Origin of the sequence: Mesorhizobium sp. WSM4976 (assembly GCF_029625685.1) — a bacterium.
Taxonomy (GTDB): domain Bacteria; phylum Pseudomonadota; class Alphaproteobacteria; order Rhizobiales; family Rhizobiaceae; genus Mesorhizobium.
The window spans coordinates 106,506-125,245 of sequence record NZ_JARTVT010000011.1 but is presented as its reverse complement, the minus strand read 5'-3'; the positions used below and the strand labels follow the sequence as shown (position 1 = coordinate 125,245).

Annotated in this window: 22 protein-coding genes; 17 read left to right on the top strand and 5 right to left on the bottom strand. The window is 64.2% G+C overall.

Annotated elements, in window-relative coordinates; translation table 11 throughout:
• Positions 1–42: 42 nt before the first annotated feature.
• Complete coding sequence (locus P9272_RS15420; RefSeq protein WP_278161178.1) at positions 43–1,161, bottom strand: tetratricopeptide repeat protein; 1,119 nt, start codon at positions 1,159–1,161, stop codon at positions 43–45.
• Between the two features lies 1 nt (position 1,162).
• Positions 1,163–1,810, bottom strand: coding sequence for a thiamine phosphate synthase (locus P9272_RS15415; RefSeq protein ID WP_128258745.1), 648 nt, complete (start codon positions 1,808–1,810; stop codon positions 1,163–1,165).
• Between the two features lie 208 nt (positions 1,811–2,018).
• On the opposite strand from P9272_RS15415, the gene P9272_RS15410 reads away from it, so the two are divergent.
• The gene (locus P9272_RS15410) at positions 2,019–2,747 is read left to right on the top strand and encodes a class I SAM-dependent methyltransferase (protein ID WP_128258746.1); all 729 of its coding nucleotides are present in this window, start codon (positions 2,019–2,021) and stop codon (positions 2,745–2,747) included.
• Between the two features lie 20 nt (positions 2,748–2,767).
• Here P9272_RS15410 and P9272_RS15405 read toward each other — a convergent pair whose 3' ends face one another.
• Positions 2,768–3,226 carry a GNAT family N-acetyltransferase gene (locus P9272_RS15405; RefSeq protein WP_278161177.1) on the bottom strand — a complete coding sequence of 153 codons (459 nt, stop codon included), beginning with the start codon at positions 3,224–3,226 and terminating at the stop codon, positions 2,768–2,770.
• Positions 3,227–3,388: 162 nt separating this feature from the next.
• On the opposite strand from P9272_RS15405, the gene P9272_RS15400 reads away from it, so the two are divergent.
• On the top strand, positions 3,389–4,159 hold the full coding sequence (locus tag P9272_RS15400; protein ID WP_278161224.1) for a sulfite exporter TauE/SafE family protein: 771 nt from the start codon (positions 3,389–3,391) through the stop codon (positions 4,157–4,159).
• A gap of 69 nt (positions 4,160–4,228) precedes the next feature.
• Here the strand turns inward: P9272_RS15400 and P9272_RS15395 are convergent, their stop codons facing one another.
• Entirely contained in the window at positions 4,229–4,780 is a 552-nt protein-coding gene (locus P9272_RS15395; RefSeq protein WP_128258748.1) for a DUF2269 family protein, read from the bottom strand.
• Between the two features lie 554 nt (positions 4,781–5,334).
• Between P9272_RS15395 and P9272_RS15390 the strand changes: the two genes are divergently transcribed.
• The 7 genes from P9272_RS15390 (at position 5,335) to P9272_RS15360 (ending at position 10,125) form a co-directional block, all read left to right on the top strand.
• A complete protein-coding gene (locus P9272_RS15390; RefSeq protein ID WP_278161176.1) occupies positions 5,335–5,865 on the top strand; it encodes a DUF1465 family protein in 531 nt (176 codons plus the stop codon).
• Between the two features lie 272 nt (positions 5,866–6,137).
• Positions 6,138–6,647, top strand: coding sequence for a crossover junction endodeoxyribonuclease RuvC (gene ruvC, locus P9272_RS15385; protein ID WP_278161175.1), 510 nt, complete (start codon positions 6,138–6,140; stop codon positions 6,645–6,647).
• Between the two features lie 61 nt (positions 6,648–6,708).
• The gene (locus tag P9272_RS15380) at positions 6,709–6,960 is read left to right on the top strand and encodes an AbrB/MazE/SpoVT family DNA-binding domain-containing protein (RefSeq protein ID WP_128258751.1); all 252 of its coding nucleotides are present in this window, start codon (positions 6,709–6,711) and stop codon (positions 6,958–6,960) included.
• Between the two features lie 2 nt (positions 6,961–6,962).
• Positions 6,963–7,376, top strand: coding sequence for a type II toxin-antitoxin system VapC family toxin (locus tag P9272_RS15375; protein WP_128258752.1), 414 nt, complete (start codon positions 6,963–6,965; stop codon positions 7,374–7,376).
• A 12-nt stretch (positions 7,377–7,388) separates the two neighbouring features.
• A complete protein-coding gene (ruvA, locus tag P9272_RS15370; RefSeq protein WP_278161174.1) occupies positions 7,389–8,009 on the top strand; it encodes a Holliday junction branch migration protein RuvA in 621 nt (206 codons plus the stop codon).
• Between the two features lie 43 nt (positions 8,010–8,052).
• The gene (gene ruvB, locus P9272_RS15365) at positions 8,053–9,090 is read left to right on the top strand and encodes a Holliday junction branch migration DNA helicase RuvB (RefSeq protein ID WP_278161173.1); all 1,038 of its coding nucleotides are present in this window, start codon (positions 8,053–8,055) and stop codon (positions 9,088–9,090) included.
• Between the two features lie 132 nt (positions 9,091–9,222).
• Positions 9,223–10,125 carry a metallophosphoesterase gene (locus P9272_RS15360; protein WP_278161171.1) on the top strand — a complete coding sequence of 301 codons (903 nt, stop codon included), beginning with the start codon at positions 9,223–9,225 and terminating at the stop codon, positions 10,123–10,125.
• A gap of 153 nt (positions 10,126–10,278) precedes the next feature.
• On the opposite strand, the gene P9272_RS15355 is transcribed toward P9272_RS15360, so the two are convergent.
• Positions 10,279–10,695, bottom strand: a complete 417-nt coding sequence (locus P9272_RS15355) for a hypothetical protein (protein WP_278161170.1) — start codon at positions 10,693–10,695, stop codon at positions 10,279–10,281.
• Here P9272_RS15355 and ybgC point away from each other — a divergent pair.
• The 8 genes from ybgC (at position 10,684) to tilS (ending at position 18,685) form a co-directional block, all read left to right on the top strand.
• Entirely contained in the window at positions 10,684–11,157 is a 474-nt protein-coding gene (gene ybgC, locus P9272_RS15350) for a tol-pal system-associated acyl-CoA thioesterase (RefSeq protein ID WP_128258756.1), read from the top strand. The two genes, P9272_RS15355 and ybgC, sit on opposite strands and share 12 nt — an antisense overlap.
• A 306-nt stretch (positions 11,158–11,463) precedes the next feature.
• Complete coding sequence (tolQ, locus tag P9272_RS15345) at positions 11,464–12,174, top strand: protein TolQ (RefSeq protein ID WP_128258757.1); 711 nt, start codon at positions 11,464–11,466, stop codon at positions 12,172–12,174.
• Positions 12,175–12,183: 9 nt separating this feature from the next.
• Positions 12,184–12,645, top strand: coding sequence for a protein TolR (gene tolR, locus P9272_RS15340; protein ID WP_042645743.1), 462 nt, complete (start codon positions 12,184–12,186; stop codon positions 12,643–12,645).
• A 7-nt stretch (positions 12,646–12,652) separates the two neighbouring features.
• On the top strand, positions 12,653–13,807 hold the full coding sequence (locus P9272_RS15335; protein WP_128258758.1) for an energy transducer TonB: 1,155 nt from the start codon (positions 12,653–12,655) through the stop codon (positions 13,805–13,807).
• A gap of 39 nt (positions 13,808–13,846) precedes the next feature.
• Complete coding sequence (gene tolB, locus P9272_RS15330) at positions 13,847–15,160, top strand: Tol-Pal system beta propeller repeat protein TolB (RefSeq protein ID WP_128258759.1); 1,314 nt, start codon at positions 13,847–13,849, stop codon at positions 15,158–15,160.
• Positions 15,161–15,417: 257 nt separating this feature from the next.
• Positions 15,418–15,924, top strand: a complete 507-nt coding sequence (pal, locus tag P9272_RS15325) for a peptidoglycan-associated lipoprotein Pal (protein ID WP_128258760.1) — start codon at positions 15,418–15,420, stop codon at positions 15,922–15,924.
• Between the two features lie 221 nt (positions 15,925–16,145).
• Entirely contained in the window at positions 16,146–17,291 is a 1,146-nt protein-coding gene (ybgF, locus tag P9272_RS15320) for a tol-pal system protein YbgF (protein WP_128258761.1), read from the top strand.
• Complete coding sequence (gene tilS / locus P9272_RS15315) at positions 17,285–18,685, top strand: tRNA lysidine(34) synthetase TilS (RefSeq protein ID WP_278161169.1); 1,401 nt, start codon at positions 17,285–17,287, stop codon at positions 18,683–18,685. The genes ybgF and tilS overlap by 7 nt, the downstream gene beginning before the upstream one ends.
• The last annotated feature ends 55 nt before the right edge of the window (positions 18,686–18,740 follow it).

The following is an 18,740-nucleotide window of genomic DNA, read 5'->3' as shown; positions in this document are numbered from 1 at the left end:
AGGACCCAAGGCGGGCCGGACATGCCGTCCAGGCTCCGCGCCTCAAGGCAGGCGATTTGCCTTTTGCAACGCCTGCTTGGTCTGGGCGTCATCGAGGCCTTGCAGGAAGTCGTCCATCTGTGGATCGATCAGGCCGGCGCGGCGGGCGACGATATACCAGGCGCCGGCGAGGATCAGGTCGGGGTCCGTGCCGATGCCGCCCATATAGAGCTTGGCGAGGCGGTTCTGGGCGGCGACATTGCCGCCTTGCGCCGCCCGCTTCATCCAGGCAAAGCCAGATTTCAGGTCGCGCTCGCCGCCGCGTCCGTCGATCATCCAGGTGGCGAGGTCGATCTGCGCGGTGTCGTAGTTCTGCCTTGCTGCCTGCGCCAGCAGCATGCGTGCCTGGGCATCGTCATGCGGCTTGCCGCCGGCACCGTTGGCGTAGAGCTGCGCCATCGCGTATTGGGCATCGGCAAGGCCGGTCGCGGCCGCGCGTTCGTAGTAGACGGCGGCCTTCACAAGTCCGGCATCGCCGGGATCCTCCTGGACAAGCAACTGCGCGAAGTTGAATTGCGCAAGCCGGTTGCCGGCCTCAGCCGAGGCCTGCATCAGCGCGAAAGCGCCCTTTTCGTCCTTCTTCACGTAACGGCCATCGAGCAGCATCAGCGCATATTGGAACTGCGCCTCCGGCACGCCCTGCTCGGCTGCCAGCCCATACCATTTTGCGGCCTCGGCGGGATTGAGCGGCACGCCCAGCCCGCGCGACAGGATTTCGGCCACCAGCGTCTCGGCCGCCGGATCGCCGTTCTTGGCGCGCTCCATGGCAAGATTGTAGGCGGTCTTGTAGAGGCCGCGCTGGAAGGCGCCATAGGCGGCGTCCGGCTGCTTGGCGCCGAAACGGTCGGGATTGACGGTGTCGGCCGATGGCGGCGTCATGGTAGCCGGCTGCGGCAAGGTGTTCTGGATCGGCTTGTCGATATGTGGATCGCCCCCGAACCGGCTCGCATCCGGCGCGGTGCCCGGCGTGGCTGTATCCGGTTTGCCCTTGTCCGGCGCACTCGTCTCCGGGCGGGGCTGGGGCAAAGGCACGGTCTCGGTCGCGCTCGCCGCTCCGCTCAGCCAGCAAGCCGGAACCAGCAAGCCGGCCAGGACGGCCACCGGAAGCACACGCAAGCGCATGTCAGTCCTCGAAACGCGGCGCGGTTGCATCGAGCAGCGCGTTGGCGGCTGCGATCGCCGCCGCGGGATCGCGGCCATCAGCGAAGACGGCGCTCGACAGCGCGACGAACTCGGCTCCGGTGGCGGCCACCGTCTCGACGGAAGCAAGCTCGGAGCCGCCCATGACGATGCAGGGGATCGAGATCATCTCCGCCCACCATTCGCCGAGGGCGAGGTTGCGGTGATGCGGCTCCGGCTTGTTGTCATAGCCGAAGCGGCCGAAGAACATATAGTCGGGCCGCTCCTCGCCGAGTTCCAGCGCCTCGTCGCGGGTTTTGGCGCCGCCGGCGCCGACCATCATCTTGCCGGCAAGGCGCTCGATTGTCTCGGCGAGCTCCCGTGGCTTTGTCTCGACATGGATGCCGTCCGCCTGGACACGCCCGGCGATGCGGCTGTCACCGGCGATGATCACGGCGATGCCGGCAGCTTGAGCGATCGGCACGATCCGTTCGGCGAAGGCCTGGAAAGAAGCGTCGTCCATGCCATTGTCGGGCAGGATAAGCGAGGCGATGTCGCCGCCCTCGAAGGCCGCGCAGATATGCTCCACCGGTACAAGCGGCGGCGCGATCAGCACGATGCGGCAGCGATTGGGCGGGGTTAAATCGTTCATTGGCCTTAGATCCCGGTTTCGCCTATGCCGGGCGAAGATGGTTGCATTGCGGCATAGAGCAAAGGGAGCGGCTTGAACAGTCGGCCGTGGGACCGCGGCCAAAATGCTTAATCAGCGCTGCGGCTCGCGTCGCCCTTTCGGGTTCGCGGATGGCGTTGGAAGCCAAGGGGAGGTCCGCTAGATATGCCGGCAAAGCAGGAACAGGTACATGGCGCAAAATATCTACGACCGTCCGGAATTCTTCGAAGGCTATAGCCGGCTGGGCCGTTCGGTCGAGGGCCTGGACGGCGCGCCCGAATGGCCAGCGCTACGCGCCATGCTGCCCAATGTCGAAGGCTTGAGCATCGTCGATCTCGGCTGCGGCTTCGGCTGGTTCTGCCGCTGGGCGCGCTCGCATGGCGCGAGCGAAGTCCTCGGCCTGGACCTGTCGGAAAAGATGCTTGAGCGAGCGCGAGCCGCCGGCTCCGATAACGCCATCACCTATCAGCGCGCCGATCTCGATAAGCTCAGCCTGCCGAACGGGCGTTTCGATCTCGCCTACAGCTCGCTTGCCTTGCATTATGTCGGCGATGCCGCGCGCCTGTTCGCGACCGTCCACCAGGCCCTGGCTCCCAGCGGGGCCTTCGTCTTCTCGACGGAACATCCGATCTATATGGCGCCGAGCAATCCGGGCTGGTCCGTCGATGCGGCGGGCAGGAAGACATGGCCGGTCGATCGGTACCTGGTCGAGGGACCGCGCACCACCGACTGGTTCACCAAGGGCGTGGTCAAACACCACCGGACCATCGGCACGACGCTCAATTTGCTGATCCAGGCCGGGTTCAGCATCGGGCATGTCGAGGAATTCCGCCCGACTGACGAGCAGATCGCCGCCCGGCCGGACCTTGCCGAAGAGCTTGAGCGGCCGATGTTCCTCCTGGTCCAGGCGCGGCGGTGAACGGCCGAAATTGGCCCCTTCTAAAGCTCCAGCTTGTAGCCGATATGGCTGGCCTTGAAGCCAAGGCGCTCATAGAAGCGGTGCGCGTCGAGCCGGCTCTTGTTCGTCGTCAGCTGCACGATCCGGCAGCCGCGCTCGCGGCATTTGTCGATCGCCCATTCCAACAGGCGCTGTCCCAAGCCTTCGCCGCGCCGGCTGGACGCGACGCGTACGGCCTCGATCTGGCCGCGCCACGTGCCGCGCTGCGATAGTCCGGCGAGAAAGGTGATCTGCAGCGTCCCGATAACCTCGTCGCCATCGGTCATCACCGCGAGCAACTGGTTCGGATCGCCGTCTATCGCCGCGAAGGCGTCCAGATAGGGTTGCGCTAGCGGAAGGCTTGCGTCTTCACGGGCTCGACCCAGCGCATCGTCGGCAAGCATCGCGACGATGGCCGCAACGTCCGCTTCGATCGCCCGGCGAATATTGATGGCGTCCATTTCCACACCTCGAGATAGTGGGCCGACCGACTGCGTACCTTGGCGGAGCGGCCGGTCGTCCGTATTGGGCGGCAATAGCGGATGCCCGCATTAATGACTATCCCGGCGGCGCCGTTCTGCGCTATGGCTTGGTTCCCCGCCTTCTCCAATCTTCTCTTGCCGATGTCAGGCCTGCTCAGCGATCCGTGGTTCTATGCCGCCGCCATTCCGGCGGTGATCCTTGTCGGCCTGTCGAAAGGCGGTTTCGGCGGCGCCGTCGGCTTCGTCGGCGTGCCGTTGATGGCGCTAATCATCCCGCCGGTTCAGGCGGCCGCCATCCTGCTGCCGATCCTGTGCCTGATGGACATCGTTTCGGTGTGGACGTGGTGGGGCGTCTATGACCGCAAGATGCTGGTCGACATGATGCCTGGCGCCGTCATCGGCATCGGGCTCGGCTGGCTGACCGCGGCGTTGGTGACCGAGGAGATGGTGCGGCTGATCGTCGGCGCCGTCGCGCTGGTCTTCGTGCTGCGCTGGATCTACCTGCAGTTCCGCCACGGCGCCGATCATGCGGCTGAGCCGAACCGATTTGCCGCCGCCTTCTGGGGCACCGTCGCCGGCTTCACCAGCTTCGTCGCCCATGTCGGCGGTCCGCCTTTCCAGGTCTACGCGCTGCCGATCCGGCTCGATCCGAAAGTGCTGTCGGGAACCGCGGCGATCTTCTTTGCCGCCACCAATGCGCTGAAGCTCATCCCCTATTTCGCGCTCGGCCAGTTCGACACCGCCAACCTCTCGGCCTCGGCGGTGCTGATGCCGCTGGCGCCGCTGTCCACCATCGCCGGCGCCTGGCTGGTGCGCCGCATGCGGCCGGAGATCTTTTATCCGTTCACCTACGCCACCGTCGCGGTGGTCGCCGTCAAGCTGCTGTGGGATAGCATAGTCGGCCTCATGTGAGGCACGTCCATATTCAGGTCAGGCTGGCCTGACCTGAATTTCAACGCGCCCTGGAGACGCGCCTTGATGTCAAGCGGCGCTCGGCACCATCTGGCGGCCGCCGCCGAAGGCGAGCGCGGTGCCCAGCGCAACCACCATCGCCATGCCGGCAAGGATGCCGATGTCGTGCAAAGTGGGCTTCAGCACCATGTCGGCGATGATCACCAGCATCACCGCATAATCGAGGCGCGCCCATTTCATCATGCGCTGGCCGATGGCGAGGACGGCTGGCGTCACACCCTGCTCGGCGATCATGGCGCCCATGCGCTCGCCAGTCGGCTTGAAGACCAGCATGCCGATCGAGAAGGTCGTGGCATAGCCGACGAGGCCGATGACGATCCACAACTCGGCAAAGCCGACCCAGAAGCCGCACATGACGAGACCGAAGATCAGCGTCAGCATCGACATCGGCGCAAAGAACTTGCCGCCGAGTTGTCCGCTGGCGCGCATTGCGTGCAGCTTGTCCTCGACGTTGCCGGCGCGCTCGGCCAGCACGCCGAGCAGGAACAGCACGAAGCCGCCGCCGACCCACAAAATAGCCGAAACGACGTGAAGGAATTTGACGATCGAATACCAGTCCATGGTTTGCTCCCGGATATCCTGCCTGGTTTCAAGCGGCGAGGATTTGCGCGCCGCTTCAGAGGAGCGGCCTTTTGCGTGGCGCGTGTATCGGAACGATGCCGCGGCAGCGGCCAACATGTTACCGGCGGTCAGAATCGGCGCTTGAAAATCCGTTTTCAGACGATCCCGGGCGGCGAAGCTCATGTCCTGTTCCGGCACAGGAAAGCGCGTTCGCTTAAAAAATCGCCGCCTCATTAAGGGTTCGTTAAGCTTTACGAGCGTTTACTATGCACATCCAGTTTTGCTGGATTCTTACCGAGTGGTTGGAGCCACTTTGTTTGACGCCTCCCTGTTAAACTCCTGAGAGCCGCCTTATCCGCGGCTCTTTTTTTGTCCGCACGCGCAGGCCGTCGGCATCCGCCGGCGGATGGCTGGAAGGCCCGGCGTTAACCGTTTGTTAAACATGCGCTTGCCTTCATGGGCGTCGAAGCGCATTTTCAAGCCTCAGTCATTTAAGGGTGCGGCCATGTCGGCAAGGATGCCGAATCGGCTTGCGGCAGTGCAGGGGCGTATCGATGAAAGAGCCTTCGAGGGGCAGCGCGAAAACCATCAAACTGGCGGAGCGCCGGGTTTTCTCCCAATCCTTCAAGCCGCTCTACCAGGAAGGCATGGGGCTGGTCGAGCAGGCCGCCGAATATCTCGATGGCAAGGGCAGGCTCGAGGCCAAGAAATTGTCGCGCACGGCGGCGACGCTCTACGCGGCGGAATCGATGCGGCTGACCACAAGGCTGATGCAGGTCGCCTCCTGGCTTCTGCTGCAGCGTGCGGCGAATTCCGGCGAGATGACGCGGGACCAGGTGGCCTCGGAAAAATCCAAGGTGCGGCTCGATACCGCCTCGGCGCATGACGAGGCGCTCGGCTGGAACGAACTGCCGACGGAATTTCTCGATCTGGTGACGCGCTCGCTGCGCCTGCAGGCGCTGGTGCGGCGCATGGACGAGGAAATCTATGGCGGCGTCATCGCCGAGACGCACGCCCCCAGCCGCCGGGCCAATCCGGTTTCCGACCAGATATCCCTGCTGAACACGGCTTTCGCCCGCGGCTGATCCGCCTGCTTGATCATTCTACTCCGATGAGGACCCGACGCCGTTTTCTGCGCTTCCGGCCTTCGCCGCCAGAAGCATTCGTGTGGCGTGGCAGTTAGACTACGGCCGGTGTAGGTCCATGCTCGCGTCCTGAAGTAGCTCGGGTTCTCGAAAACAGCGTCATCTGCCTCGCCAGAGCGAATGCTGAAGAGCCGGGAGCATATGGCGAGCCGCCGTTTCTGATTTGTTCACATTTCGCTGGCATCAGCATGCGTCACCGCTAAACTTGGCGCATGGGGGAAGCGATTCGCATCATCGGCATCGATCCGGGCCTAAGGCGCACCGGATGGGGCATCATCGATAGCCTCGGCAATTCGCTGCGCTTCATCGCGTCCGGCACCGTGCGCTCGGATGACAAGGCGCCGCTCGCAACGCGGCTCTGCCAGCTGCATGACGGGCTGGCCGAGGTGCTGCATGATGCCATGCCGCATGAGGCGGCGGTCGAACAGACCTTCGTCAACAAGGATGCGACGGCGACGCTGAAGCTCGGCCAGGCGCGCGGCATCGCCATGCTGGTGCCTGCACGCGCGGGACTGGTCGTCGCCGAATACGCACCCAATGCTGTCAAGAAGGCGGTGATCGGCGTCGGCCACGGCGACAAGAAGCAGATCCATATGATGGTGAAGGTGCTGATGCCGAAGGCGATCTTCGACACGGACGACGCCGCGGACGCTCTTGCCATCGCCATCTGCCATGCGCATCACCGCCCGAGCGTCGCCTATCGGATGGCGATTGCCGGATAACGATGTTCTTGACTTGTTCCGTTAGTTGGAATATTTCTTACTTGTAAGAAAGGATATTTCAATGCGCGTGACCAGCAAGGGCCAAGTGACCATTCCTCGTGATCTGCGCGAGACATTCGGCATTGTCGCCAACAGCGAAGTCATTTTCGGCATTGAGGGCGGAAAAATCACGATCACGCCCCGGCACGACAAGGGACGGCAGGCAGATCGCGAACGGCTGGCCAGTTTTCTCGCCGCGCTGGATCGGCTGGAGGGTAGCGGCGATCAGACGATGAATGCCGATGACGTCATGGCCTTGACGAGGGATCGCTGATCTTGGCGACGCTTGTCGATACCAATGTGCTCATCGATGTGGCGGTTCGCGATCCTGTCTGGCTGAAATGGTCGCGGCCGAAAATAGAGGCTGCCCGCAAGCGTGGCAGCCTCGTCATCAATCAGATCATCTATGCAGAGTTCTCGATACGCTACGAGACGATCGAAGATGTCGACGATGTGCTGTCCGAAGATGAATACCGACGTGAGGGGTTGCCGTTCGAAGCTGCCTTCGCGGCGTCGCGGGCATTCTTGCTTTATCGTCGGCAAGGTGGGGCGCGCGAGAAGGTCATGCCCGATTTTTTGATCGGTGCTCATGCCGTCATCAGAGGCTATCCCATCCTCACGCGCGACCCGACCGGTTTCAGAAAATACTTTCCCGATGTCGAGCTCATTGCGCCCGACACCCACCCGTAAGAGAGCTCATCCATGATCGGCAAGCTGAAAGGCACGCTGGACGAGATCGACGAGGATAGCTGCATCATCGACGTGCATGGCGTCGGCTATGTCGCGCATTGCTCGGCGCGCACGCTTGCCGCGCTGCCCTCGCCGGGGGAGGCGGTGGTGCTGTTCATCGAGACCTATGTCCGCGAGGACATGATCCGGCTCTACGGCTTCCAGAGCGGACTGGAGCGCGAGTGGTTCCGGCTCTTGATGAACAATGTGCAGGGCGTCGGCGCCAAGGTGGCGTTGGCGGTGCTGTCGACGCTGGCGCCGGCTGACCTCGCCAACGCGATCGCGTTGCGCGACATCGCCATGGTTTCCCGCGCGCCAGGCGTCGGCAAGAAAGTGGCCGAGCGTATCATCACCGAATTGCGCAGCAAGGCGCCGGCCTATGCGGGCGCGGCGACCGGCACGATCGGCCTCAAGCAAGAGCTCGGCGAAGGCGTCGCGGCCGCGCCGATCACGGATGCGGTCTCGGCGCTCGTCAATCTCGGCTATTCGCGCGACATCGCGGCGAACGCGGTCGCGGCGGCGCTGAAGTCGGCCGGCGAGGGAGCTGATGCGTCCAAGCTGATCCGCTTCGGCCTGAAGGAACTGGCGCGGTGAGGCGGCGCTTGTCCCGCCACCGGTCCTATGCAAGGAAGGCGGCATGAGCCTTTCGCCCCGCCTCATTGCCCCCGACAAGCGCGGCGAGGATGCCGACCAGACGTTGCGGCCGCAGTCGCTCGACGAGTTCGTCGGCCAGGCGGCGGTGCGCGCCAATCTCAAGGTCTTCGTCGACGCCGCCAAGGGTCGCGGCGAGGCGCTCGACCATGTGCTGTTCGTAGGCCCGCCGGGGCTAGGAAAGACGACGCTGGCGCAGATCATGGCGCGCGAGCTCGGCGTCAACTTCCGCTCGACCTCCGGCCCGGTCATCGCCAAGGCAGGCGACCTTGCGGCGCTGCTCACCAATCTGGAGGAGCGCGACGTCCTCTTCATCGATGAGATCCATCGCCTCAATCCGGCGGTCGAGGAAATCCTCTATCCGGCGATGGAGGATTTCCAGCTCGACCTGATCATCGGCGAGGGCCCGGCGGCGCGCTCCGTCAAGATCGACCTTGCCCGTTTCACCCTGGTAGCGGCGACGACGAGGCTTGGGCTGCTGACCAATCCGCTGCGCGACCGCTTCGGCATCCCGGTGCGGCTCAATTTCTACACGGTCGAGGAGCTGGAGCAGATCGTGCGCCGCGGCGCCCGGATCCTCTCGATGCCGCTCGGCGACGACGGCGCGGTCGAGATCGCACGCCGCGCGCGCGGCACGCCGCGCATCGCCGGCCGGCTGTTGCGCCGCGTGCGCGACTTCGCCAGCGTCGCCGGCGCCGCGCATGTCGACAGGAAGATCGCCGACGAGGCGCTGACCAGGCTGGAGGTCGACGCGCTCGGCCTCGACGCGCTCGACCGCCGCTATCTGTCGATGATCGCGCGCAATTTCGGCGGCGGGCCGGTCGGCATCGAGACGATCGCGGCGGGGCTTTCCGAGCCGCGCGACGCGATCGAGGACATCATCGAGCCCTATCTCATCCAGCAGGGCTTCATCCAGCGCACGCCGCGCGGCCGCGTGCTGACCGCCAATGCCTGGCGGCATCTGGGGCTCGATCCGCCAAAGGATATCGCGCAGCAGCAGATCAGCCTGTTTCAGGAAGAGTAACGCAGATTTGTTCGCCTTCTGCCGCGTGCGGGCCGATCTGCGCGGAATCTGCGCGCTTCGGCCTAGCTCAGGGCGCAATTGCCGCCTTTAAGGCAGCTTCCTGATAGAATCCCAAAGGGCTTGGGCCGATCCATGATCACCAGACGCGCCTTCCTGCGCCTTGTCGGCGGCTCTGCCTTCGCCATGGTGTCGCTCGGCGCCTATGCGGTCGGCATCGAGCCGATGCTGCTCACCCATGTGAAGCGCTATGCGCTGACGCCGCCGCATTGGCCGGCCGGCCTCAAGCTGAGGGTCGTCGCGCTCGCCGACATCCATGCCTGCCGTCCATGGATGACGCCGGAGCGTATCGCCTCGCTGGCCGAACAGGCCAATGCGCTGCAGCCGGACGTCATCGTCATGCTTGGCGACTACACCGCTGGAACCAGGATCGTTACCGGCCCGGTGCGCGTTGAGGAATGGGCCGAGGCTTTGTCCGGGCTGAAGGCACCGCTCGGCGTGCTATCCATCCTCGGCAATCACGACTGGTGGACCGATTTCTTTGCGCAGCGTGCCGAAGCCGGCCCGACCCAGTCGCGCAAGGCGCTCGAGCGTGTCGGAATCCCAGTGCTGGAAAACGACGTCGTGCGGCTGCAAAAGGACGGGCACGGTTTCTGGGTCGCCGGGCTTGCCGATCAGCTCGCGCTGTTGCCGAACAAGGCCAAGGGACGCGAGAGTTTCCAGGGCTTCGACGATCTCCCCGGCACCTTGTCCAAGATCCGAGGGAGCGAACCGATCATCCTGCTCGCGCATGAGCCCGACATTTTTCCAAAAGTGCCATGGCGAGTTTCGTTGACGCTGTCTGGGCACACGCATGGCGGGCAGGTACGGCTGTTCGGCTATTCACCAGTGGTGCCCTCGGACTACGGCAACCGCTTTGCCTATGGCCATGTCGTGGAGAACGACCGCAACCTGATCGTTTCCGGCGGGCTCGGTTTCAGCATCCTGCCGGTACGTCTTGGTGTGCGGCCGGAGATTCTGCAGATCGATCTCGGCTGAGATGCGTCGGCACACCTCGCTGCTTTATCCAGCGACCTGATCATGTTCATCACATCAGGCTCGGCCTTGTCGCCATCGAGCACATCAGCGATGCCGAGGCGCCGTCATCGCTCCACACTGACCAGGAGAACCCATGCGCCTCGGCGCGGGCGATCATGTCGCGCACATAGGCCGCGGTACGCGGCCGGCATGACGAAGCTGCACCCCTGGCATAGAGGTCGTCGAAAGCCCGCGGTCCGGTCCAAAGGGCGACGGATCGACCGGCATGCGCAGGAAGTCGAGGCCGGCATCCTTGAGCGCCTCGAGGTCGTCCTGCTTGAGGAATTGGCGCCACTTCGGATAGGGCAGGATCGCCTGGCCTTCGCCCCATTTGTCCTCGGTCGGCCAGGTGACCCATTGGTCGAGATTGGGGCCGCGCTTCATCGAGAATGTCGCCGACTCGGCCGGCAATGCCAGCGCGCCGAGCGCCAGCAGAAGGTCTTGATCATCGAGCCCAACAGTGCCATCCCGTTCCCGCGCGAGAACACCTGCCTGTTCAGGCCAGAAAAGGAAAGCGCGATGGACGATCACGGTAAATCGGCGGCGCTCAGTGCCGGGCTTTCCGGCGCACTGACGGATTTCGGCCACCGGCTGATGGCGAGGGTCTACTATGCCGACACCGATTTCTCCGGCGTCGTCTATCATGCGCGCTATCTCGAATTCCTCGAACGCGGCCGCTCCGACTATCTGAGGCTGACCGGCGTCCACCACACCGAGCTGCTGGATGGCAAGCATGGCGAGCGCATCGTCTGGGTGGTGCGGCGCATGGAGATCGACTTCCGCTCGCCCGCGCGCATGGACGATATCCTGACCATCGACACGCGCACCGACGACATTTCCGGTGCCCGCATCTTCATGGGGCAGCAACTGAAGCGCGGCGACGATGTGCTGGTCGAGGCAAAGGTCGAAGCGGCGATCGTCGGCGAAAGCGGCAGGCCGAAGCGGTTTCCCAAAGAGTGGATTGCCGCCTTCATGCCGAAAACGACCGCTTGATCTTCAGCGCCGGTCGATTCTAGCGCATTAATCCGACGGTTCGCGGCAGGCTCCGCTGATGGCCAAGCGCGGCAATGCGCCGCGCCTGACGTCCTAACCCATCCTTAACCATAACGGTTCATGAAGGAACTGGCGAAGATTGGCGCAATTCCTGCGCCTTCCTTTCACCAAGATTTGCCTCGAAAAGGCCGCGAAACGGTGCATTCGGGGCGTGTCCCGCAAGCTTCACGCTTCGCGCGATCGGACCAAAGGGATGCCCATGGGCCAGCCGCCAGCGATGCCCGGAAAATCTTAAGGACTTAAGTGATGGAAAATATCGCACTCGCCGATCCGGCAGCGCATTTGTCGATCTGGGCCCTGTTCATGCAGGCCGGCTGGGTGGTCAAGCTGGTGATGATCGGCCTGCTCTGCGCCTCGATCTGGACCTGGGCGATCATCATCGACAAGCTTGTCGCCTACAGCCGCATGCGGATGGCGCTCAACCGCTTCGAGCAGGTGTTCTGGTCCGGGCAGTCGCTTGAAGATCTCTACCGCACGCTGGCCGACCGCAAGACGACCGGCATGGGCGCGATCTTCGTCGCCGCCATGCGCGAATGGAAGAAGAGCTTCGAAAAGGGCGCGAAATCGCCGCTGGCGCTGCAGACCCGCATCGACAAGGCGATGGACCTGGCATTGACGCGTGAGATGGAAAGGCTGGAGGGACGCCTCGGCTTCCTCGCCACCACCGGCTCGGCCGCGCCCTTCATCGGCCTGTTCGGCACTGTCATCGGCATCATGACGTCGTTCCAGGCGATCGCCGCGTCGAAGAACACCAGCCTTTCGGTGGTGGCGCCCGGCATCGCGGAGGCGCTGCTGGCGACCGCGATCGGCCTGCTCGCGGCCATCCCCGCGGTCATCGCCTACAACAAGCTGTCATCGGACGCGAACAAGCTTGGCGTACGCATGGAAGGGTTCTCGGATGAGTTCTCCGCCATACTCTCGCGCCAAATCGATGAAAAAGTAGCGCAGAAGGCCTGAGGAACGATCATGGGGATGTCCGCTGCTGGCGCAGGTGGCTCGGGACGAGGCGGACGCGGTCACAGACGCCGTGGCCGTCATCACGGCCTGATGTCGGAAATCAACGTCACGCCGATGGTCGACGTGATGCTGGTGCTCTTGATCATCTTCATGGTCGCGGCGCCGCTTCTGACGGTCGGCGTGCCGATCGACCTGCCCGACACCCAAGCCAAGGCGATGAATGTCGATACGCAGCCGATCACCGTCTCGATCGACGCCGCCGGTAAGATTTTCCTGCAGGAAACCGAGATCCCGATTGAGGAACTGGTGGCCAAGCTGCAGGCGATCTCGAAGACCGGTTACGACGAGCGCATCTTTATCCGCGGTGACAAGTCGACCGACTACGGCACGGCTATGAAGGTCATGGCCCGCATTTCGGCGGCCGGCTACAAGAATATCGGGCTGGTCTCGCTGCAGGAACAGGATCAGTAGACACCAGATGCGCACGGGCCTCACCTCATCGGTGATCTTGCATGCGGTGGCGCTGGCCTTCGGGCTGTTCACGCTGTCGTCGCCGCCGGCCATGCCGACTGCCGACGTGGAGTCGGTGGCGGTCGATATCGTGCCGATGGAGGCCATCGCCCAGACGCTGCAGGGCGACAAGAAGGCCGTCATGCATGACAAGCCGGCGCCGGTTCCGACGAAGCGGCCAGATGCCGTTCCCAATGCTCAGAAGGTCGGCGAGAACACGGTCGACACGGACAAGCCGGTGACGGACGAAGCCAAGCCGAAGCCGATCGAGAAGACGGCGGCGCCGCCGCCCGCGCCGACGCCGACCGAGAAGCCTGCGGTCGAGGATGTGCCGAAGCCGCAGGAGAAGCCGAAGCCGACGCCCGCGACGGAAGTCGCGCCGACACCGACGCCGAAGGAAGAGGTCAAGCCCGAGCCGGTCAAGCAGACGGAGCCCAAGCCGACGCCGGCGAAGGAAGCGACGCCGACGCCCGACAAGACCGCGGCCATCCAGAAGGAAGAGGTGAAGCCGGACGCGGTGGCCAAGGCGATCTCGCAGGACCAGCCGACGGATGAGGCGAAGCTGCCGGATTCGGCGCCCGCGCCGGAAGCACGGCCGAAGCCGCAGCCGCAGCCGGCCCAGGCCGAGAGCGCCAAGGCGCCGGATCGCAAGGACGCCGAAAAGCCGGTGAAGGAAGCGTCGTCCAAGAAGAAATCGGACGAGAAGCAGTTCAACGCCGACGAGATTACCGCGCTGCTCGACAAGCAGAAGCCGTCCGGCGGCGGCGCCAAGCGCTCGACGCAGCAGGCTTCGCTGGGCGGCGAGAAGGACCAGGGCCAGAAGCTTTCCAAGTCGGAGCAAGGGGCGTTGGAGGATCAGCTCGGCGGTTGTTGGACTCTTCCGGTTGGTCTCGAGGGTTCCGAGAACTTCACCGTGGTCATCCGTTTCAACCTGAATGCCTCCGGCAAGCTCGAGGGCCGCCCGACCGTCGAGAAATCCAGCGGCAACCCCCAGTTCGACGCCAGCGCGGTTCGCGCCGTGCAGAAATGCGATGTCGCGGGTCTGCAGGTTCCCGCCGGAAAGCAGGACATCTGGTCTGACATTCGCGTCAACTTCGATCCAAGAGCGATGCTTGGCCTGTAGCCTGAGCACCCAAGAAATCAGCAAGAGAAGCGAGAAGACATGAAATCCATCCTCAAGCCGCTCCTGATGGTCGCCGCGATGGCGCTAGGCATAAGTTCTGTCACCACCTTGCCCGCTCAGGCAACTCTTGAGCTGAATGTCAACAAAGGCAATGTCGAGCCGATGCCGATCGCCATCCCTGACTTCCAGGGAGGGCTTGGTCCGCAGATATCGGAGATCGTGACAGCCGACCTGAAACGGTCAGGGCTATTCGCGCCGATCGACAAGGCCGCTTTTGTCGAAAAGATCACCAATCCGGATGCCTCGCCCCGTTTCGATGATTGGAAAGTCATCAACGCGCAGGCGCTGGTGACCGGCAGCGTGAGCAAGGAAGCGGACGGCCGCATCCGCGCCCAGTACCGGCTGTGGGACATTTTTGGCAACACGCAGATGGCCGGTGAGCAGTTTTTCGCCAACGACGCCAATCAGCGCCGTGTCGCGCACATCATTGCCGATGCGATCTATGAGAAGATCACCGGCGAAAAGGGCTATTTCGATACCCGTGTCGTGTTCGTCGACGAATCCGGCGCCAAGAACGCGCGCAAGAAGCGGCTCGCCATCATGGACCAGGACGGCGCCAATGTGCGCTATCTGTCGGACGGCCGCGCGATCGTGCTGACGCCGCGCTTCTCGCCGAACCGGCAGGAAATCACCTATATGTCCTATGAGAGCGGGCAGCCGAAGGTCTACCTGCTGCAGATCGAAACCGGGCAGCGCGAGCTGGTCGGCAATTTCCCGGGCATGACGTTCGCGCCGCGCTTTTCACCTGATGGTCAGAAGGTGATCATGAGCCTGCTGCGCGACGACGGCAATTCCAACATCTTCGCCATGGACCTGAGAAGCCGCTCGACGACGCGGCTCACCGATTCGACCGCGATCGACACCTCGCCGTCCTATTCGCCGGATGGTTCGCAGGTCGTCTTCACCTCCGACCGCGGCGGCGGCAGTGGCCGCTCGCAGATCTACGTCATGGGCGCGGACGGCTCCAATCCGCACCGCATCTCCTTCGGCGACGGTGTTTATTCGACCCCGGTCTGGTCGCCGCGCGGCGACCTCATCGCCTTCACCAAGCAGAGCGGCGGCGAATTCCAGATCGGCGTCATGAAGACCGACGGTTCGGGCGAGCGCATCCTGTCCTCGGGCTTCCAGCAGGAAGGCCCGACCTGGGCGCCGAACGGCCGCGTCTTGATGTTCTTCCGCGACTCGGGCGGCGGACCCAAGCTGGTCTCGGTCGACCTTACCGGCCGCAACGAGCAGCCGATCCCGACCACGAACTATGCTTCGGACCCGGCGTGGTCGCCGTTGCTGGAGTGAGCGTGAGGGGAATTGAGGAATTGAAGAAATGAAGAAAGCGGGAGGCTCAAAATCCCGCTTTTCACGCCTCGGTCGCGTTTTGGCCGCATTTCTGCCTACGGTCCGCGCGCAATCTCGCCCTTGGTAAATACGTGGGGCGCAACGGCCGCGGACGGCGGCTCGAAACCAAAAATTAACCGTGTTTCTTGAATGCCGGTTAACCCAAACGTGGTTACTGGGTGATCAACGAAATCACTCATATGCGAAGGAGAGGCGGCATGGGCCGGATCGCAGCACTTACCAGAAACCCGGCGATGATCGCGCTGGTGGCGGCTCTCGCCATCACCGGTTGCGCGTCGAAGAAGACCCCGAACAGCGCGGCCGACCTCGGCCTCAACGGCGCCGGCGCCGCCACGCCAGGTTCCGCCCAGGACTTCACCGTCAACATCGGCGACCGCATCTTCTTCGACACTGACTCTTCGTCGATCCGCGCCGATGCGCAGACCACGCTGGCGCGCCAGGCGCAGTGGCTCAACCAGTACCGCCAGTACGCGATTGTCATCGAAGGCCATGCCGACGAGCGCGGCACGCGTGAGTACAATCTGGCCCTGGGTGCCCGCCGCGCCGCCGCCACCCGCGACTTCCTGATCTCCAAGGGCGTCAGCGCCGGCCGCCTGAAGACCATTTCTTACGGCAAGGAGCGTCCGGTCGCGGTCTGCGACGACATCTCCTGCTGGTCGCAGAACCGCCGCGCCGTCACCACGCTTTCCGGCGCCGGCTCCTAAGAACCAGGCCCTGTCGTCGCCGTTTGCCGCGAGTCCGCGGGCGACAAAAATACAACATCGCAAAAATCAAAGGCGACCTCAGGGCCGCCTTTTTCATTTGCAACGACTTGAAACAAAATTTGGCCGAAGTCTCGCGTCCTGCTATGAGCGCGAGGGCGCTTCCTCCATTGTTTTGATTTGGAAAGGCGCATCAGGCCAATTCATCCACCGCGAGAGACAGAATGCATTTCAGAACGGTCCTGAGCGGCACGCTTGCGCTGCTGCTCGTATCAAGCCTCCCGAGCCTTGCCGCCTCGGCCGACAGCGCCGCGCGGGCCTCCGACGGCGGGTTCACTTTCCATCTCCCGACACTTGGCATCTTCGGCGACAAGAAGAAGCCGGAACAGGCACAGGTCGCACAGGACAACAGCGGTGGCATGACGGGTCTGGAAGACCAACTGCGCCAGCTGAACGGCAAGATCGAGGAGATGAATTTCCAGATCCTGCAGATGCAGGAACAGATCCGAAAGCAGCAGGAAGACAATGAATTCCGCTTCCAGCAGCTCGAGGGCGGTTCCCAAGGCGGCGCCAAGCCGACCGGGCAGAAGAAGTCGGAAGCCGCACCTCTGGACGGAACCGGCAGCAACACCAAGCTCGGCGATGCCGGCACCACCGATGCCGGAGCCGGCAACAGCGTCGCCCAGGCCCCGGCGACGCAGGCGCCGGCCGGCACCGCCGGGCAAAATGGCGGCGGCAAGACGGTCGGTGACGTCATCGTGGAATCGCAAACCGGCGATCCCGGCAAGCTGATCACCGGCGCGCCGCCGAAGAATTTCGGCACCATCACCGTCGACAAGAACGGCAATGTCGTCAATGCCGAGACCGACCCGCAGGCCAGCGCGCCGGCACAGTCTCCCTCGGCTACCGCAAGCGCCCCTTCCGCCGAGGCGCCGGCCAAGAAGAGCAAGTCCGGCGGCACCGAAGTCGCGGCCCTGCCGTCGACCAACGATCCGGACGAGCTCTATCGTAATTCCTACCAGTTCATCCTGTCGGGCGACTACCCGACCGCAGAGCAGGGTTTTCGCGACCATATCTCCCGCTTCCCCAAGGACGCCAAGGCGGCGGACGCGCATTACTGGCTGGGCGAGTCGCTGCTTGGCCAGCAGAAGTACCGTGATGCGGCGGAGGTCTTCCTGGCCGCCAGCAAGGACTATCCGAAGGCCAAGAAGGCGCCCGACATGTTGCTCAAGCTCGGCGTCTCGCTGGTGGGGCTGAAGCAGAACGACGTCGCCTGCGCCACGTTCAACGAGATCGGCAAGCGCTATCCGGACGTTTCCGGCACGCTCAAGGAACGGATCAAGCAGGAAAAGGCCCTGGCGGCGTGCTGACGCCCGATACCGAAGCGAACCTCTCAGACCGCCTTTTCTCCGATCTGGACTTTTCGACCGGCGCCGTTGCAGCCGTGTCCGGCGGCAGCGACTCGACCGCCCTTCTTCTTCTCCTCAAGGATCACCTCGACCAGACCGCATCGGCCGCCAGGCTGCTCGCGGTGACGGTCGATCATGGCTTGCGGCCGGATTCGGCCGCCGAGGCGCGCCAGGTTGCCCGCTTCTGCGCCGAGCGAGGGATCGCTCATCGTACTCTTGCCTGGCGCAGCGAGAAGCCGGCCACCGGCCTGCCGGCCGCTGCGCGCGAGGCACGCTACAGGCTGCTTGCCGAAGCAGCCGATGCCGAAGGCATCAAGCTGATCCTGACCGGCCACACCGCCGACGACCAGGCCGAGACGGTGCTGATGCGCCAGGCACGCGACGATGACGGCCGCGGCCTTGCAGGCATGGCGCCCGCCACGCTGCACGACTGGCGTACATGGATCGTCCGGCCGCTGCTCGGCACAAGGCGCGCGGCGCTGGGCGACTTGCTGCGGCATCGCGACATCGGCTGGATCGAGGATCCGACCAATGTGGATGTGCGCTTCGAGCGGCCACGCATGCGCGCGGCGCTCGCGCAGGGCGAGGGCGAACGGCGCATTGCCGAGGCGTTGGCGCGGTCGGCGCAGGCGGCTCGTGAGCGCCGCGACATCGGCCGCCGCGCCGCCAAGCTCATCGCAGCTTCCGCCAGCAGGCCGGTTCCGGGTCTCATTCGCCTCGACCATGATTTTCCCGCGCATGGGGACAGCCAAGCGGTCATCTACGCGATGCGCATCCTGCTGGCCACTGTCGGCGGCATATCCTTTCTGGCCGACGAGGCGCGTTGTGCCGGGCTGCTTTCCCGCCTGCGGCTGCGATCGGTCCGGCTTTGCGCTACATTGTCGCGGACGGTGGTCGATGCACGCCGGACCGGCATCTTCCTTCACCGCGAAAGCCGCAACCTGCCCGCGCCCGCTCCACCGGTAGACAACCAGCTTTGGGACAACCGACGCCGCGTCGCCTTGGATAGGCGCATCACTTTGAAAGACCAGCCGGGCGACTTGGTGATCGCGCCGCTGGGGTCCGCGCTTGCCAGGCGAGCGCCCCCGATCGAGGATATTCCGCCAAGCCTGTCACGCGCGGCGCTGGCTGCGGAACCTTCGCTGTGGTCCGGCGGCGAACAGCTTGATTCTGCTGGCGGCAATGCCGGCCCACAATCGGTGTCGATCGTTCCGGCGGTAGCCCCTTTCGCCCGCTTCCTGCCGTCCTTCGACCTTGAGCCGGCTGCCGCCGTCGCGGCCCTTGTCGGCGCACCGCCGGTGCCGGCGCCGCCATTCCGTGGCCATGTTGGTGGGCGAGGGTGGGCGAAAGCTTAACCGATACGTGCTGTTCTGCTTGGCAAGGGGGGGCGCTCTCCCTATGTTAGGCCAA

Excerpts from the sequence above, each read along its gene's own strand:
- P9272_RS15420 (WP_278161178.1), bottom strand. The coding sequence starts at position 1,161 with ATGCGCTTGCGTGTGCTTCCGGTGGCCGTCCTGGCCGGCTTGCTGGTT.
- P9272_RS15415 (WP_128258745.1), bottom strand. The coding sequence starts at position 1,810 with ATGAACGATTTAACCCCGCCCAATCGCTGCCGCATCGTGCTGATCGCG.
- P9272_RS15410 (WP_128258746.1), top strand. The coding sequence starts at position 2,019 with ATGGCGCAAAATATCTACGACCGTCCGGAATTCTTCGAAGGCTATAGC.
- P9272_RS15405 (WP_278161177.1), bottom strand. The coding sequence starts at position 3,226 with ATGGACGCCATCAATATTCGCCGGGCGATCGAAGCGGACGTTGCGGCC.
- P9272_RS15400 (WP_278161224.1), top strand. The coding sequence starts at position 3,389 with ATGTCAGGCCTGCTCAGCGATCCGTGGTTCTATGCCGCCGCCATTCCG.
- P9272_RS15395 (WP_128258748.1), bottom strand. The coding sequence starts at position 4,780 with ATGGACTGGTATTCGATCGTCAAATTCCTTCACGTCGTTTCGGCTATT.
- P9272_RS15390 (WP_278161176.1), top strand. The coding sequence starts at position 5,335 with ATGAAAGAGCCTTCGAGGGGCAGCGCGAAAACCATCAAACTGGCGGAG.
- ruvC (WP_278161175.1), top strand. The coding sequence starts at position 6,138 with ATGGGGGAAGCGATTCGCATCATCGGCATCGATCCGGGCCTAAGGCGC.
- P9272_RS15380 (WP_128258751.1), top strand. The coding sequence starts at position 6,709 with ATGCGCGTGACCAGCAAGGGCCAAGTGACCATTCCTCGTGATCTGCGC.
- ruvA (WP_278161174.1), top strand. The coding sequence starts at position 7,389 with ATGATCGGCAAGCTGAAAGGCACGCTGGACGAGATCGACGAGGATAGC.
- ruvB (WP_278161173.1), top strand. The coding sequence starts at position 8,053 with ATGAGCCTTTCGCCCCGCCTCATTGCCCCCGACAAGCGCGGCGAGGAT.
- P9272_RS15360 (WP_278161171.1), top strand. The coding sequence starts at position 9,223 with ATGATCACCAGACGCGCCTTCCTGCGCCTTGTCGGCGGCTCTGCCTTC.
- ybgC (WP_128258756.1), top strand. The coding sequence starts at position 10,684 with ATGGACGATCACGGTAAATCGGCGGCGCTCAGTGCCGGGCTTTCCGGC.
- tolQ (WP_128258757.1), top strand. The coding sequence starts at position 11,464 with ATGGAAAATATCGCACTCGCCGATCCGGCAGCGCATTTGTCGATCTGG.
- tolR (WP_042645743.1), top strand. The coding sequence starts at position 12,184 with ATGGGGATGTCCGCTGCTGGCGCAGGTGGCTCGGGACGAGGCGGACGC.
- P9272_RS15335 (WP_128258758.1), top strand. The coding sequence starts at position 12,653 with ATGCGCACGGGCCTCACCTCATCGGTGATCTTGCATGCGGTGGCGCTG.
- tolB (WP_128258759.1), top strand. The coding sequence starts at position 13,847 with ATGAAATCCATCCTCAAGCCGCTCCTGATGGTCGCCGCGATGGCGCTA.
- pal (WP_128258760.1), top strand. The coding sequence starts at position 15,418 with ATGGGCCGGATCGCAGCACTTACCAGAAACCCGGCGATGATCGCGCTG.
- ybgF (WP_128258761.1), top strand. The coding sequence starts at position 16,146 with ATGCATTTCAGAACGGTCCTGAGCGGCACGCTTGCGCTGCTGCTCGTA.